The sequence below is a fragment of the Enhygromyxa salina genome (assembly GCF_002994635.1).
GTDB classification, from domain to species: Bacteria; Myxococcota_A; Polyangia; order Nannocystales; family Nannocystaceae; genus Plesiocystis; species Plesiocystis salina_B.
Genome location: NZ_PVNL01000090.1, coordinates 15,028 through 29,513 on the forward strand (window position 1 = coordinate 15,028; position 14,486 = coordinate 29,513).

The 14,486-nt window shown below is 67.1% G+C and carries 13 protein-coding genes; 6 read left to right on the plus strand and 7 right to left on the minus strand.

Annotated features, from left to right (window positions below; translation table 11 throughout):
• Nucleotides 1–61 precede the first annotated feature (61 nt).
• On the minus strand, nt 62–970 hold the full coding sequence (locus ENSA7_RS22315; RefSeq protein WP_181234001.1) for a divergent polysaccharide deacetylase family protein: 909 nt from the start codon (nt 968–970) through the stop codon (nt 62–64).
• Between the two features lie 96 nt (nt 971–1,066).
• On the opposite strand from ENSA7_RS22315, the gene ENSA7_RS22320 reads away from it, so the two are divergent.
• The 3 genes from ENSA7_RS22320 to ENSA7_RS22330 all read left to right on the plus strand — a co-directional run bounded on the left by ENSA7_RS22320 (nt 1,067) and on the right by ENSA7_RS22330 (nt 4,462).
• Nucleotides 1,067–2,548 carry a S41 family peptidase gene (locus tag ENSA7_RS22320; protein WP_146158001.1) on the plus strand — a complete coding sequence of 494 codons (1,482 nt, stop codon included), beginning with the start codon at nt 1,067–1,069 and terminating at the stop codon, nt 2,546–2,548.
• A 13-nt stretch (nt 2,549–2,561) separates the two neighbouring features.
• Nucleotides 2,562–3,041, plus strand: a complete 480-nt coding sequence (locus ENSA7_RS22325) for an SEFIR domain-containing protein (protein ID WP_106091352.1) — start codon at nt 2,562–2,564, stop codon at nt 3,039–3,041.
• A 74-nt stretch (nt 3,042–3,115) separates the two neighbouring features.
• Entirely contained in the window at nt 3,116–4,462 is a 1,347-nt protein-coding gene (locus tag ENSA7_RS22330; protein ID WP_181234002.1) for a sigma 54-interacting transcriptional regulator, read from the plus strand.
• Between the two features lie 15 nt (nt 4,463–4,477).
• On the opposite strand, the gene ENSA7_RS22335 is transcribed toward ENSA7_RS22330, so the two are convergent.
• The 4 genes from ENSA7_RS22335 to ENSA7_RS22350 all read right to left on the minus strand — a co-directional run bounded on the left by ENSA7_RS22335 (nt 4,478) and on the right by ENSA7_RS22350 (nt 9,292).
• Nucleotides 4,478–5,857, minus strand: a complete 1,380-nt coding sequence (locus ENSA7_RS22335) for a tetratricopeptide repeat protein (protein ID WP_106091354.1) — start codon at nt 5,855–5,857, stop codon at nt 4,478–4,480.
• Nucleotides 5,858–6,007: 150 nt separating this feature from the next.
• Nucleotides 6,008–7,537, minus strand: coding sequence for a hypothetical protein (locus ENSA7_RS22340; protein ID WP_146158002.1), 1,530 nt, complete (start codon nt 7,535–7,537; stop codon nt 6,008–6,010).
• Nucleotides 7,538–7,748: 211 nt separating this feature from the next.
• Nucleotides 7,749–8,900 carry a hypothetical protein gene (locus tag ENSA7_RS22345; protein WP_146158003.1) on the minus strand — a complete coding sequence of 384 codons (1,152 nt, stop codon included), beginning with the start codon at nt 8,898–8,900 and terminating at the stop codon, nt 7,749–7,751.
• A gap of 206 nt (nt 8,901–9,106) precedes the next feature.
• Nucleotides 9,107–9,292, minus strand: coding sequence for a hypothetical protein (locus ENSA7_RS22350; protein WP_106091357.1), 186 nt, complete (start codon nt 9,290–9,292; stop codon nt 9,107–9,109).
• A gap of 46 nt (nt 9,293–9,338) precedes the next feature.
• On the opposite strand from ENSA7_RS22350, the gene ENSA7_RS22355 reads away from it, so the two are divergent.
• Both ENSA7_RS22355 and ENSA7_RS22360 read left to right on the plus strand, forming a co-directional pair.
• The gene (locus ENSA7_RS22355) at nt 9,339–10,031 is read left to right on the plus strand and encodes a hypothetical protein (RefSeq protein WP_146158004.1); all 693 of its coding nucleotides are present in this window, start codon (nt 9,339–9,341) and stop codon (nt 10,029–10,031) included.
• Between the two features lie 315 nt (nt 10,032–10,346).
• On the plus strand, nt 10,347–11,753 hold the full coding sequence (locus ENSA7_RS22360) for an aminopeptidase P family protein (protein WP_106091359.1): 1,407 nt from the start codon (nt 10,347–10,349) through the stop codon (nt 11,751–11,753).
• On the opposite strand, the gene ENSA7_RS22365 is transcribed toward ENSA7_RS22360, so the two are convergent.
• The gene (locus ENSA7_RS22365; protein ID WP_106091360.1) at nt 11,750–12,169 is read right to left on the minus strand and encodes a hypothetical protein; all 420 of its coding nucleotides are present in this window, start codon (nt 12,167–12,169) and stop codon (nt 11,750–11,752) included. The two genes, ENSA7_RS22360 and ENSA7_RS22365, sit on opposite strands and share 4 nt — an antisense overlap.
• A 143-nt stretch (nt 12,170–12,312) precedes the next feature.
• Nucleotides 12,313–13,830, minus strand: coding sequence for a hypothetical protein (locus ENSA7_RS22370; RefSeq protein ID WP_244923872.1), 1,518 nt, complete (start codon nt 13,828–13,830; stop codon nt 12,313–12,315).
• 208 nt (nt 13,831–14,038) lie between these two features.
• Here ENSA7_RS22370 and grxD point away from each other — a divergent pair, with 208 nt between their 5' ends.
• On the plus strand, nt 14,039–14,365 hold the full coding sequence (gene grxD, locus ENSA7_RS22380; RefSeq protein WP_106091362.1) for a Grx4 family monothiol glutaredoxin: 327 nt from the start codon (nt 14,039–14,041) through the stop codon (nt 14,363–14,365).
• The last annotated feature ends 121 nt before the right edge of the window (nt 14,366–14,486 follow it).

The following is a 14,486-nucleotide window of genomic DNA, read 5'->3' on the forward strand; positions in this document are numbered from 1 at the left end:
AACAGGCGAGCACTGTACATCGGAACCCCTGGTTTGCGGGCTCGGGTCGTTGGGGTGGTGGTCATCGAGCGCCCGCGAGCACCCGCGAGAGCGGGTAGATCGCAACGCCCTGCTCGCGGAGTCGGGGCAGCTCGTCGCGCAGCACTTCTACCATCTCGATCGACGGATGGGCGATCGCCACGGTCGGCTGTTCGCGAGCGTAGGCGGCGGCCTCGTAGAGGGCCGCCCGGATCGCAGCGTGACCAGGCTCGTGGTCGAGGAACACCTTGCGCGAGATCGTGGGGACCCCGGCGGCCTCGGCCTGGGCGGCGGCCACGGTCTCGGGGGTCGTGCGCGAGTCGAACAGGTACAGCTGGCGCTCGCGCAGCACGGGCATCAGGGCCGCCATCGCGTCGGAGTCGGCGCTCAGGCGCGAGCCCATGTGGTTGTTGACGCCGACCGCAGTGGGCACGCGCTCGAGCCCGGCGCGCAGCTTGGCGCGCAGCTGCTCGGGGCTGTCGCTGGCGAGCAGGAAGGTCTCGCCAGCGTCGACGCCACCCATGGCCTTGGGATCGAGCGGCTCCATCGGCACGTGCAGCAGGATCTCGCGGGGCCGGCGGTGATCCGCGCGCAGCCGCTGTTGCACGCCGTCGGCGAAGATCGAGTCGGGCAGCACGCTGAAGCTCAGCTCGAAGCGCAGCGCGAGCAGCTTCTCGAACAGATCCAGCTCGCGGCCGACGTCGTCGATCACGATCGCCAGGTGACCGTCGGCCTGGTCCCACGCCAGGGTCAGGTCGCCTTCGTCGGCGCTCCACTGCTCGGCGTCGCGCACGGCCCACGCGGCCATCCGGTCGCGGATCGCCTGGTCGCGCGGGTCGACCGGGCGCGGCTCGGGGGGCGAGGACACCAGCAAGAACAGCGCGCCGGCCAGGATCACCCAGATCAGCAGCATGCAGGCGGCGAGCGGGAGCTTGCGGTTGGAGGAGCGCACAATCCGGCGATACCACATGCCCCCGGCTATCGCGTGTTTTTGGCGAGAACCCAGGCGCGCATGCCCGAGCTGGGGCGGGTCGCCTACACTCGGTGGATGCGGACCTCATCGATCTGTGGCGCGGGGCTGTGCCTGCTGCTGGGCGGGCTCGCGGGCGCGAGCTTGCAGTCGGCGCTCGCGGCCCCCGACGAGCCTCCCGCCGTTCGGCCCGCCGTCGAGCCGGTCGTGGCGGCGGGGCCGGAGTACTCGCGCTACCACAAGCTCGACCGGTTCGCGCGGGCGCTGGCGATCATCGAGCAGTACTACGTGCGCCCGGTCGACGGCGACGCGCTGATCGACGCCGCGCTGTCCGGGCTGGTCGCGGATCTGGATCCGCACACCAACTACCTGGCCCCGGCCGACGCCAAGCTGCTGCTCGAGGACACCGAGGGGCGGTTTGGCGGAGTTGGCCTGGTGGTGACGCTGCGTGTCGAGCCGATCTCGGGCACTATCGCCGACGCCGAAGAACCTCGAGCACAACCACAGCCACCGGGGCCGACCGCGACTCCAGCCGCCCCGACCGACGAGCCGGTGCGCCTGGTCATGTACATCGACGACGTGATCCCAGGCGGCCCCGCGCAGCAGGCCGGGCTCGTGGTCGGGGATCGGATCTTGGCGATCGAGGGCAAGCCGATCGCCAACTTCAGTGACCTCGGCGACGCGGTCATGATCATGCGCGGCGAGCCGGGGACCAAGGTCAGCTTCACGACCGTGCACGCGGATCAGGCCGCGCGCGAGCTCACCGTGGTCCGGGCGATCGTCGATCCTCCGGCCGTCGAGGTGCGCTGGCTCGGCGAGGGGCTCGGGGTCCTGCGGCTGCGCGACTTCCAGTCGGCCAGCGCGAGGGAGCTGCGCGATGGTCTCGCCGAGCTACGGGCGAGCGCCAAGCAGGCCGGCGGCGAGCTGCAGGGCGTGGTCTTGGATCTGCGCGACAACGGCGGTGGCCTGCTGGATCAGGCCATCCACATCGCCGACATGTTCATCGCCGACGGGGTGCTGGTGCGGACCCGCGGTCGCCAGGGTCGGCTGCTCGACGAAGCGCGAGCGCAGGGACCGGGCACCGTTCGGGATCTGCCGCTCGTGGTCTTGATGAACAAGGGCTCGGCGTCGGCCTCGGAGATCGTCGCGGGTGCGCTGCAGGATCACCGACGCGCGCTGATCATTGGCGAGCGCAGCTACGGCAAGGGCTCGGTCCAGGCGCCGTTCGAGCTCGGCGGGGGCGCGCTCATCAAGCTGACGACCGCGCTCTACTACACGCCCGACGACCGCCTGATCCAGGCCAGCGGGATCGAGCCAGACGTGCTCGTGGGTCCGCTCCGGGCCGAGTACACCGACAGCCGCCCGAGCTTGCAGCCCGAGCGGGCCAACCCCCAGCACCTCGAGCCGCAGGACTTTGGCCGCCCGCCCGTCCCCAGCGACGACGCCCAGCCGAGCCCGGCGCGGACCGAGGCCGGCGAGGACGCGCAGCTGCTCGCCGCGATCGATCACTTGCAAGCCTGGGCCCGCGTGAGCCCCGGTCGACGGACCCGCAACCGCTGAGAGCGCGCTCGCCATGCCCAAGGTATTTGTCAGCTACAGCCAAGACACCCCCGAGCACGGCGAGCGCGTGCTCGCGCTGACCCAGGCGCTGCGCAGCGATGGCGTCGACGCGACCAGCGATCACTTCGTCACCGCGCCCGAGCAAGGCTGGGCCCGGTGGATGGTCGACGAGCTCGCGGCCGCCGACTTCGTGTTGCTGGTCGTCAGCGAGGGCTACCGCAAGAAGGCCGAGGACCAGGTCCCGCGTGGGGTCGGTCGTGGGGTCAAGTGGGAGTCGCACTTGAGCCTGCAAGAGATCTACGAGGCCGACGCCCGCAACACCAAGTTCATCCCGATCTTGCTGGAGGGGATCGGTGACGCGGAGATCCCCGCGGTGCTGCGCGCGTGGACCTGGTACCGAGTGCCCGATGGCTATGAGGCGCTGCTGCGGCGGTTGTTCGACGCGCCAAAGGTCAAGCCGGCGCCGCTCGGTCCCGCGAAGAAATTCGACTGATCGCGGGCGCGCCCAGGCTGTAAACCTGGCTCACAACCTGGCTCATGGGCACGAGTCTGAGTAGAGTCGCGCGGGTGAGGGACGGCGATCAGACCACGCCCACCCGGCGCGGGGGCTTCATCTCCGAGAAAGTGCATCGGCCCGGCCGGCTCGTGCTGCAGATGCTGGATGGGCCGGCCCCGGGTTCGACGGTCGACGTATCCGGCGCGGTGGTGACGGTTGGCCGCAGCAGCTTGGCCGATGTCCGGGTCCACGATCGCTCGATCAGCTCGGTCCACTTCGAGCTGCAGCCGATCGCAACCGGCGCGGTGCTTCGGGATCTTCGCAGCAAGAACGGCGTGTGGTTTCACGACCGCAAGGTCCAGGCGGTTCACCTTCGCGCGGGTGACTCGTTCAGGGCCGGTGACTGCTCCTTCGTCCTCACGGATGTCGGCAGCGTCGAGGTCGAGGCGCTGACCACCAATCGATTTGGCGAGCTCGACGGCAGCAGCCTGACCATGCGCGAGCTCTACAAGCAGATCGACGGGCTGGCCGCGACGCCGCTCGATCTGTTGTTGTGGGGCGAGACCGGCACGGGCAAGGATCTGACCGCCCGCACGATCCACGCGCTGTCGGGCCGCCGCGGCCCGCTGGTGGTGCTGGACTGCGGCGCCCTGTCACCCACGCTCGCGGAGGGCACGATCTTCGGGTTCCGCAAGGGGGCGTTCACCGGGGCCGACCGCAATCAACCTGGGGTGTTCGAGGCCGCCGACGGCGGCACGCTGTTCATCGACGAGGTCGGCGAGCTGGCGCTGGAGCTGCAGGTCAAGCTGCTGCGAGCGCTGGACAATCGAGAGGTGACCCGGCTCGGCGAGCCGGGCGTGCAGCGCAAGGTCGACGTTCGTGTCGTCGCCGCGACCCATCGTGACCTGCGCAAGGCGGTCGGTGATGGCAGCTTTCGCGAAGATCTCTACTATCGAATCGCGCGCGCCGTGCTGCGGACCCCGGCGCTGCGCGATCGTGGCGATGACGTCATTGATCTGGCCCAGACCTTCGTTGGCCGGACCTGCCTGGACTTCGGCCTCGAGGTGTTCCTTGGCGACGACGCGATGCGGGCCCTGCGAGCCCACTCGTGGCCGGGCAACGTCCGCGAGCTACGCAACGCGATCGAGGAGGCCGCGCACGTCAAGCGCCGCGGGGAGATCACCGCCGCCGATCTCCGGATCGGGGACGACCGCGCGCCGCGGGCCAACAAGATCGAAGACATGATCGCGTCGACGGCCAGCTACCAGGAGATCCACGCCGAGGTCGACAAGCTGCTGCTGCCGCGGGTGCTCGAGGCTCACGATCACAACCTGACGCAGGTGTCGAAGCGCGTGGGCATGAGCCGCGACAAGCTGCGGGCGCGGCTCAAGGAGCTTGGGTTGTACTCGCGCGACTGAGTCGAGGCGCGCCGATCAGCCCTTCAGCTCGACGGCCACCTGCTCGGCGACCTCTCGCGCGAACTCGAGGCTGCGTAGCTGCTGCATGCGATCGTAGGCCTCGCGCTGGCCTGTGCGGTGTTGTTCGTGCCGGCGCTGCTCGACCTCTTCGACCTCGGTCAGCAGCGCCTGGGTGGTTGGCGCGTTCAAGATCCGCTTGAAGAACGCCCGCGACGAGCGTGACAGCTGGGTCAGGAATGGCTCGAGGCTCTGGACCGCCTCGACGCCGAGGTTGTGATCACGAGCCTGCTCGTGATCACACGGTCGAGAGACGCGCTGCCTGAGCAGCATGTGCCCCGTTCGTGGCAGGTTGAGGGCGGCGTACAAGAACCATTGCAGCGCGTCGTCGCGGTCGCCCCGTTCGAGCGCAGCGAAGGCCGCGAGATAGGCATGCTCGGGCCAGAGCTCCGCGAGGCGCTTGGCGTCCTTCCAGGCTTCGATCCAGCGACCCTGGTTCAGGTAGATGTGCGCTCGAAAGGTCCCGGCCGTGTCGACGTCACCGCACTCGCGCTCCATCCGCTCGCAGAGCTCGAGCGACTCGTCGTAGCGAGCCAGTCGCATCAGCGCACCAGCGAGGTTTCGCATCGCTCGCATGTAGGGCCGGGTCTGGGTGTTGGTCCAGTAGTGCTGCTTCGCCAGGCGCTTGGGAAACAGCGTGCGACCCTGCTCCATCGCTCGCTGAAAGTGCTCGACCGCGTCCTCGATCTCTTCGCGCTCGAGGGCGATGAGGCCGAGGTAGTTGTGGCCCTCGACGTAGTTGTCGTAGCAGTCGAGGAACAACTGGGCGAGAACCTTCAGCCGATCGAGATCTCGCTTGTCGTAGAGCTCGGCCATCAGCTCGCCGACCTCGAGGGGCTCCTCGTTCGCTCGCAGCCGATGAACCCAGTAGAAGGCGTTGTCGCCGTTGAATTTGTTGGGCTCCTGATCGCAGAGCTTCAGTCGCCAGTCGATCAGATCGCGCAGGTACTCGAGCTCCACTCGATGCTCGCTCACCAGCTCGGCGGCCGAGTACATGAGCTGCGGATCCGCGAGACCGAGCTGGCGGGTGAACGCGCACAGATCCCGGCGAAACTGACCCTGGGTCTCGGCAGCTCGGTAGGGGTAGATGTCGGGGAGCGTGTCCATGCGCTCCTCGATGCCCGCTCGGATGCGGCTCCAATTGAAGTTGATCTGCGGGTAGCGCTGCTCGAGGCCGTACTCGAAACGGACGCAGCCAGAGCCTCGACCGAGAATTTCTCGGGCCTCGGGCTTGGAGCAGATGGTGAAGAGCACACGCTGCTCCACCTTGCGGGTGTCGGGATCGCGCTCGCCGTGGACGATCGCAAGTTGGTTGCCGTGGTTGCGGATGTAGGCCATGGCGAGGCTCGGTGGGCCAGTATACGGAGGTCGTTGTGAACATCAAGATAAATTTTCACAACAGCATCGAGCCCAGAATCGAGCCCAGAGAAGTCCGGCGGATCGATGACCGACACGGCGCTCAACCAGATCCCTGCTCGGTGGCGCGACTCAGTAGCTCAGCACCTGACCCTGGACTGCGAACACGTCGTCCACGCCCGCACCCCAGACGGCGGTCACGAGGCCATTGCTCGCCGCCAGCCGCACCACCACTGGTGCGTTGGTCGCCGGCCATGGCGCCTCGTCGCCGACGTCGGTGACAACCGGTAGCTCGGGGCCCACGAAGCGACGGATGTGCACACGGTTGTCCGTTTCGTCAGGCCACGCGAACGCGAAGCTGCCATCGTCGAGCGCCACGACGTCTGCGCTCGGGATCGCGCCGGTGAGCCCGCCTTGCAACAACCAGGGCACGCCGTTGGGTGTGAGCCCGGGGTTGAGCAGCGTGGCCAACACCTTGCGATCGCCGTTATCTCCGCCTCCAAAGACCACGGCGACGCGATCATCTTCGGCGATCGCCAGCTGCGGGTTCACGTATTGCTCGCTGGCGAGGTTGAGCGCGACCGGTGCGTCCTCGATCCAATCGAATTCGAAGCTGCGCAGCTCGACGTCACAGTTGTCCACGCCCTCGCAGACGATCCACGCGACCACCGTGAGGCCGTTGCGCTGCGCGAGCGTGGGAGCATCACCGGGACGCAGCGCGAAGTCGGGGTTGGCCCGAGTCGCCAGCCCGACCGGGATGTTCAGCGCGTAATTGTAGCGGCGAAGAAACACCTCGCCATTTTGCTCCCAGACGACGGTGGCGACGTCACCGTCGATTCCGATGTCAGTCGATGTGACGGCGACTGGTCCTTTGTAGATCGACCAGTGTGATTCTGGCGTGTCGGGGCCGCGGCCGACCGCGAACACGTCCTTGCTGGTGCTCGTCGCGTCCTCGCCGCTGATGGCTGCGTAGACCAGGTGAGTGTCGAGCTCACCAGTCGCGGCCAACGCCGGAAAGGCGAAGCTAGGCAAGGTGATCTCGGAGCTCGCCGGAAGGCCGTCGCTGATCGGCATCGCGAACTCGTCGAACCACCGCAGCTGAAACTCGAGCGGCTCGATCGGGAGATAAAGTACAGCGAACACGCCGTCTTCGAACATGGCGACGTCGCCAATGATGACATGATCATCGACATCATCGAGCTCTTCAATGTACTCCGAGTGCGTGCAGAACCGGCAGTTGGCGCCACAGTCGACGTCGATCTCATCGCCATTGTGCACCCCATCGACGCAGGTCGGCGCCGCACAGACGTTCGCTTCGCACACTTGCGCTTCGCAGTCGCCCGGCTCGAGGCAGCCCGCTCCCGGCGCGCAGCCGCTGCAGCTGCCGCCGCAGTCGACGTCGGTCTCGTCGCCGTCTAGCACTTGATTGTCGCAGTGTGTCGGCGTGGGATCGCCAGTGCCGGTGTCGGTGTCGGTGTCGCTCGTGTCGCTCGTGTCGCCGTCGCTCGTGTCGCCGTCGCCGTCACCCGGATCGCCGTGACCCGGATCGCTCGTCGCGGACTCGCTGCCAAGCTCACCCGCGTCTATGCGCGGGTTGGGACCGAGGCACGCGGTGAGCCCGATCAGCCCGAGCCCGCCAAGCTTGACCACCGTCGACTGCATGCGTGCACGATAGTCGCTGGTGGTCTGCGCGAAAACCCAGGCGCGCGGCTGCGAGCTCGCGCTCCCACCCACACCTAGGCGCTCCTTCACCGCGAGGTGGTTCGGTTGATGCGCTCCTCGCTCCGAGCCGCCCACGGGAACACGGCTGCCGTCCGATCGGCCAGGTTGGCGAGGTTGGAGACCAGCTGGGTCACGATGATCTTTGGTTCGCTCAGCCGGGGTCGGGTGCGATCGTCAGCCACACGTCGACGGGTGGGCCGTGTGGGTAGAGGACGTCGACTCGCCAGAGGCCGGTGTGCTCGAACTCGACGAGGGCGATGTTCTGGAAGTTGAACCACACCGAGTCGCGGACCCACTCGGTGTCGATCTCGTCTACCGTCGTCGGGTGCTCGTCCAAGCAGCGCTCTACGTGAATACTGGCGTCAAAATCGGGACGCTCCAGCTGGTAGATGCCTGGCGTCTCGATGTCGATCAGAAAGCTCTGATACATGGAGGTAGGTCCCCAAGTAGTGGAGGCCGACGGATGCCATCGCTCGTAGGGGCCGAAGGTGGCGGGTTCCAGGCAGTCGAGCCGGGCGGCGTAGTTCCAGGTGTCGCCGTCGGGCTCGAGCAGGGGGAGGTCGGCGCACTGACGGTGGGGGACCCACAGCTCGGGGGCGCCTGCGATGTAGTCGGCCTCCGCGGAGGTGCCGTAGGCGGCCTCGATGGCGTTCCAGACCCCGGAGTCGTAGTTGGCGGCGCGGTAGAGCTCCCGAAAGGCATCGGGGCCGAGCTGGTCGTGCAACCAGCGGACGAAGTGGCCGGCGAGCGAGTAGTACTCGTAGAACTTGCCGTCGACCTCGCTGAAGAGGGTTGGCTCGCCGTGGATGCTGTTGGGCACGGGCTCGTAAGCGACCGCGAGACCTTCGTTGAGCATCTTGGGTACACCTGAGCGGACTTCGCAGGCGACAGCGTGGGTCAGCTCATGGTAGGTGACGCCGGGCTGGGCAAACACGACACCGTCCGTGTAGACGCAGCCACCATGGCCCACGCCGGGGCACCACTTGCTGCCCCCCTGGACGGCATAGAGCGGGATCCTGCGCTGAATGTCCGTGGCGAGCTCGTCGGCGACGAACGTGACGAAGCGCTGGTAGTCGTTGGCGGTCCCGGCACAGACGAACTGCCCGTCTTGAAGGTAGATGTCGAGGTTCTCGGTCTGATGCGCGAGGGGGAAGTCGGGTACTTCGGTGGCGGGGGCGTCGGCGTCGAGGCACGTCTTCGGTTGCTCGTTGTCGTCGACCACCGGCGGCTCGCCGCAGCCGACCATCAGGGCGCCGAGGATGGCCGACCGCAGACGAGCTCTCGGGTTGTGAGCGACGGGCACTCGGCACGAGTAGCACCTTTTGACGTCAGCTCCACGTCGCAAGCGGTCGGCTTTGGCGGCGACGAAAAACTCGTCGGTGGTGACGAAAAACTCGTCAGTTGAGCCAAACGGTCTCTAGCGACCAGCTAGCGGATGTCGTGCGCTTGTCGAGTGCTCTGGAAGGGATGGCGTTTGGGTCAGAGGTGACGAAAAATTCGTCAGTTCGCTCAGCCGGGGTCGGGTGCGATCGTCAGCCACACGTCGACGGGCGGGCCGTGTGGGTAGAGGACGTCGACTCGCCAGAGGCCGGTGTGCTCGAACTCGACGAGGGCGATGTTCTGGAAGTTGAACCACACCGAGTCGCGGACCCACTCGATGTCGATCTCGTCTACCGTCGTCGGGTGCTCGTCCAAGGGAGTCGTCCGCGACGACCTGTTCGCCTACGCGAGCATTCTCGAGATGCCAAGTATCCTCGAGGAGTGCGCGAAGACCGTCCACGAAGCGAACGGCGAGCTCACCCCGATCTTCCTCGGCCCCGGTGCCGCGAACGGCGCGACCATCGGCCACGTCACCGAAGCCACCCTGTTCCTCCAATGTTCGATCAACGCCGACGAGCCGTACGTCGCAACGGGCGGCAGCTGCGACGCACCCCCGAACATCCCAATCGTCGACCAGGAATCCAACATGGGCGGCATCGCGGCGATCGGCGGCGTGACGATCTTCGGACCCGACGGTGACGCGAGCGCGAGCCTCTACGACATCACCTTCGCCTTCAGCGAAACCCACAACCGCGACGGCTCGGTCGACTTCACGCTCGACTCGTTCACGGCCCTGGCCCCATCGACTAGCTACGGATCATTCTCCTTCGCGAATCCAAGCATCCGCCTGGCCATGCCCGCGCACGCCAGTCTGATCGACGAGATGGCGAGCTTCCCCCCGGGCACGCTGCGCATGGAGGTCACCGCGGCGATCACCGCCGACGGTGAGGCGTTGTTCGATGGCAAGCCGGTGTCGGGGGAATACACCAACAGCGAAATGGCGATTGCGACTCGAAAGGTCGACGGCACGTTCGCCTTCATCGAGGTGCCATTCAAGGCTGGTGGCTACGAGTTGATCCTCAACACGGAAGATGGAAGCTTTCAGCCACGCTAGACAGCCTCGCTTGACCGAGGACACCGCCAGCGGCCAGTGGGTCGCTGGCGGCGTCCGCCGTGGTTCTCGTCACACATCCACAGCTCGAGTTGCGCTCGTTGAGGCTCGTTGAGGCTACGGGGGATCGCCAACCTGTGCGACGTGATCACGTCGAGCGCTCGCCCCGTCAGGCTGGCCCGAGGCCGCCGCCGTCCACCACCGCAAGGCTGGGCCGGATAAATTGGTCAGATGCGTCGCAGACAAACGCGCTCCCGGCTCTGATCCGCCCACCCAAGCCCCGTCCGAGACCACGGGTGAGCTGCTACACTCCGCCGCATGAGCCACGGTCTACCGACTCAGCCGGCCGAAGCATTCACCAAGCGCCGTCGCGCGATCGCAGCCCAACTCGGTGCCCCGGCGCTGCTGTTCTCGGGTGTCGCCCGCCCGCAGAACTACCCCGCAAACATCTACCCGTTCCGCCCCGACAGCCACTTCCTGTACCTGACCGGCGCGTGGATCGAGCACGCGGCGGTGTTCGTCGACGGCGCGCGCGACATCCTGTTCATGCCCGCGCCCGATCCCGACGACGCGGTCTGGCACGGCCCCGGGCCCGGCTGGGCCGACATGCAGCGCGCCACGGGTGTGTCCGAGATCCGTGACATCGAGCAGCTCCCCCAATTTTTGGAGTCGGCGCCCGCGCCCGCGACCCTGCCGGCGGTCGACTCGACCACGCGGTTTCGCCAGGGCCGAATGTTGAAGCGCAGCTGGGCTGAGCCCGGCGCGCCGACTGAGCTCGACGAGCGCGACGCGGCGCTCGGTGACGCGATGGTGGCCTCGCGCATGATCCACGACGCCGCCGCGATCGAGCAGCTGCGCGTCGCCGCCCAGGCGACCGTCGCCGCGCACACGGCCGGCATGGCCGCGACCAAGCCCGGCATGCGCGAGTCCGACATCCGGGCAGCGATGGAGGCCTCGCTGCTGGCCCGTGACATGACCACCGCGTACGGCAGCATCGTCACGGTCCACGGCGAGATCCTGCACTCGCGCGGGTACGACAACCCGATCGCCGCGGGCGATCTGTTGCTCGCGGACGTCGGCGCCTCGCACTGTGGGTGGGCCGGCGACGTCACGCGCACGTGGCCAGTGTCCGGCAAATTTTCGGCGACCCAGCGGACGATCTACGAGATCGTGTTGGCCTCGCAGCTCGCGGCGATCGAGCAGGTCAAGCCGGGTGCACGCTACCGCGACATCCACCTGGCGGCCGGTCTGGTGCTCGCCCGGGGCCTCGTCGACGAAGGGATCCTAAAGGGCGATCCCGAGGGCCTGGTCGAGCGGGGCGCCCACGCGCTGTTCTTCGTGCACGGCCTCGGACACATGATCGGTCTCGACGTGCACGACATGGAAGATCTGGGCGATCGGGCCGGCTACGCGCCGGGTCGCCAGCGCTCGAGCCAGTTTGGGCTGTGCTTCCTGCGCCTGGATCGCGACCTCCAAGCGGGCATGGCCGTGACGATCGAGCCGGGCTTTTATCAGGTCCCGGCGCTGCTCGAGCCAGGCTCGCAGCTGACCGCGCCCTTCGATGCGGACGGAAGCTTGGACCGCACGAAGCTGGCCCAGTTCGCCGACGTCCGGGGCATTCGGATCGAAGACGACGTGCTGGTGACCGCGGGCGGCAACGAAGTGCTGACGCGCGCGCTCGCCAAGCAGGCCGATCAGGTCGAGGCGATGGTCGGGTTCGGCTAGATCGGATTGACGTTGATCGGACCGTTGTAGATCCTGACCATCACCCGCACGGTGCCCGAGTTATCGTGGTTGTTGCTGTCCCAATAGTGCAGGGTCAGCTTGCCGTCGGTCACCAGCGTCATCGTGAGGCTGGTGCCGACCCCAAAGAAGGTCTTTCCGCCGTCGAGGCTGCCGACCAACGCGCCATAGAGGAACGACTGGTCGCCGCGGGTGTGCAGCCCATAATTGCCGCCGAGCGGGTTGCCGAGCCCGTTGGCGTTGGACACCCGATCCTTGACGCCTGCGCTCCATCTGTCATTGGGGTCTGCCGTGATCTGCAAGAGCTGACCCGGTCGTACAGTGATCCCCGTGGCGAGTCCGACCCCGCCGGAGACGCTGTGCTCCTTGGCCTTGACTTGAAATACGCTGTTGTGCATGGGGAGTGAACAATAGTCAGACAATCGCGAAGGTCGACCGCGAGCGCGCTCGAAATAACTGCGCGTGCGGCGTTGCACCACCAGCCTTCGGGCTGGCGGCTCAACGCGTGGCATGGCATGGCGTGGCGAGGCTGGGCGGCGGCTCAGCCCTGCGGGGGCGGCAGCGGATCCTGGCACACGCCGATCTCGAGGATCGTGTAGATCAGCACCAGCTCCTGCGGCGAGAGCCCGACATAGTCGAAGAACTCGGCGGTGTGATAGCTGGTGAACTGGATCTTGCCGCAGCCGTACTGACCGGTGACGGTGAGCGGGTGGATGTCGTTGACGGGGATCGACCCGCCGCCGCCGGGGCCCTCGAGCCAGGCCGTGTGACCGACGTTGACCATGTTGCCCAGGCCGTCGTCGACGAGGACCTCGGGCAGCGGGTATTGGATACCCGACCAGTTGTCGACGGTCAGCAGCTGCGGCAGCTGAAACAGCGTCGGGTGGTTCTCGTCATTGAGCGGGTTGATGTCCTTGAGCGGCTCGGGCAGCGCCTCGAGCCACTCGAGCATGCCGTTGTCGAGGACATCCGCGAGCGAGTCGTACGAGCCGAGGTCGCCGTTGTTGCCGCCGTAGAAGTTCTGGTACTCCGGGAACACGCCGCTCATCCACTCGTTGGCCCAGTCGGCCACGTACCAGCGGCCGCCGGCCTCGACCCACCCGCGCACGTTGTCGATGCCCTGCTGATTGAGCGCGCTGAGGTGGCCGTCGCCCGAGCAAGGCACGAAGATGATGTGGTAGCGGGCCAGGTTGGCGGGATCGGAGACCAGCTGGGTCATCGTCCCCTGCGACTGGAAGCCATCGGTGCTGGGGTTGCGGCCGTTGTCCCACAGCTCGAAGCTCTCGGTCCCGGGGACCGTGCTCTCGGTGAAGTTGGCGATCATGGTGTCGCCAAGTCCAAACTTGCCGAGCGCGTCTTCGATGCGATCGAAGGTGCCGTCGGCGACGGCGATCTTGGGGATGTACAGGCCGTTGGCCGGGTCCCACTCGCCGGGTAGCTCGACGGTGGCGTCGGGCAAGTTGGTGTTGCCCGCCACGATGTCGAGCTGCGTGACCCGCAGGAACTGGCCCTTTTGCACGACCAGGTACTTGCCCCCGCCCGGGTCGGTCTTGAGCGAAAAATTGCCCTCGATGTCAGTCTCGGTGAAGTCGACGCCACACTCGAGCTCGACACACTCGGCGCAGTAGACCTGATCGGGGATACCCTCGGGCGGGGTGTTGGTGGTGTAGACCAGCGCCCCGACCACCGGGATGGTGCCGTTGGGCGCGAACACGGTGCCGGTCAAGGTTGCGCTGCCGCCCCCACCGTCGCCGCAGCCGTCGTCGCCGCCGTCGGGGGTGCTGAGCGTGTCGAACTTGGGCCCGGTGCCGGTCGTGGTGTCGCCGTCGCCATCGCCGGTCTCCGGATCCCCATCGCCAGCAGGGTCGCCGTCCCCATCACCCGTGCCATTGGTGGTCGAGACCTCGTTGGTGTCGCCGTCACCGTCGCCGACACCATCGGTGGCGGGATCGGTGGTCTGAAACCCCCCCCCATCGTCGCCGCACCCGAGCACCAGCGAGAGCGCGGCGGTGGAGATCAGGAGGGACGGGTGAGAGGGCGAGCGAGTCAACGACGGCATGGGAGTCTCCAAGTTACACGACGACAGTACGTGACAGCAGGGTGCGACAGCGATTACACACCCATGAGTCGGTCAATCCCAAGCAAATTGGTGGTAGACCGCCGCCGGCCACGCGATTGAGACCACCCTTGCTCCCAAGGTTCGGCAGCGCTATCAATGATGGTCCACGCGCCGAGTGCGCGATTGGCACCCTTCTCGAGAGACTCAAATGCAAGACGAAGTCCGAAGCCGCATCGACGAACTAGTCAAGAGCAACCGCGTGCTGCTGTTCATGAAGGGCAACAAGGTGTTCCCCAGCTGCGGGTTCTCAGCGCAGGTCGTGCAGATCCTCAAGCACCACGGCGCCGAGTTCGAGACCGTCAACGTGCTCGCCGACCCAAGCGTCCGCGCCGGGATCAAGGAGTACTCGGACTGGCCAACCATCCCCCAGCTGTACGTCGACGGCGAGTTCGTCGGCGGCTGCGACATCATCACCGATCTCCACAACAGCGGTGAGCTCCAGAAGCTGCTAGCGAGTGGCTCCAGCGAAAGCTGAGCCCGTCGGGGCGACCACCGGAGACCCCCTGCGGAGAACAGGAGCCCGTCGGGGCGACCGCCGGGGAGGGGGGCCCCATGACGACTTCGTCGGCATGGGGGGAGGGGCTGCGAAGCCCCTC

What these genes read in the sequence shown, in the direction of transcription:
- ENSA7_RS22325 (WP_106091352.1), top strand. Translation starts at nt 2,562, where the DNA reads ATGCCCAAGGTATTTGTCAGCTACAGCCAAGACACCCCCGAGCACGGC.
- grxD (WP_106091362.1), top strand. Translation starts at nt 14,039, where the DNA reads ATGCAAGACGAAGTCCGAAGCCGCATCGACGAACTAGTCAAGAGCAAC.
- ENSA7_RS22355 (WP_146158004.1), top strand. Translation starts at nt 9,339, where the DNA reads ATGCCAAGTATCCTCGAGGAGTGCGCGAAGACCGTCCACGAAGCGAAC.
- ENSA7_RS22335 (WP_106091354.1), bottom strand. Translation starts at nt 5,857, where the DNA reads ATGGCCTACATCCGCAACCACGGCAACCAACTTGCGATCGTCCACGGC.
- ENSA7_RS22365 (WP_106091360.1), bottom strand. Translation starts at nt 12,169, where the DNA reads ATGCACAACAGCGTATTTCAAGTCAAGGCCAAGGAGCACAGCGTCTCC.
- ENSA7_RS22370 (WP_244923872.1), bottom strand. Translation starts at nt 13,830, where the DNA reads ATGCCGTCGTTGACTCGCTCGCCCTCTCACCCGTCCCTCCTGATCTCC.
- ENSA7_RS22340 (WP_146158002.1), bottom strand. Translation starts at nt 7,537, where the DNA reads ATGCAGTCGACGGTGGTCAAGCTTGGCGGGCTCGGGCTGATCGGGCTC.
- ENSA7_RS22360 (WP_106091359.1), top strand. Translation starts at nt 10,347, where the DNA reads ATGAGCCACGGTCTACCGACTCAGCCGGCCGAAGCATTCACCAAGCGC.
- ENSA7_RS22320 (WP_146158001.1), top strand. Translation starts at nt 1,067, where the DNA reads ATGCGGACCTCATCGATCTGTGGCGCGGGGCTGTGCCTGCTGCTGGGC.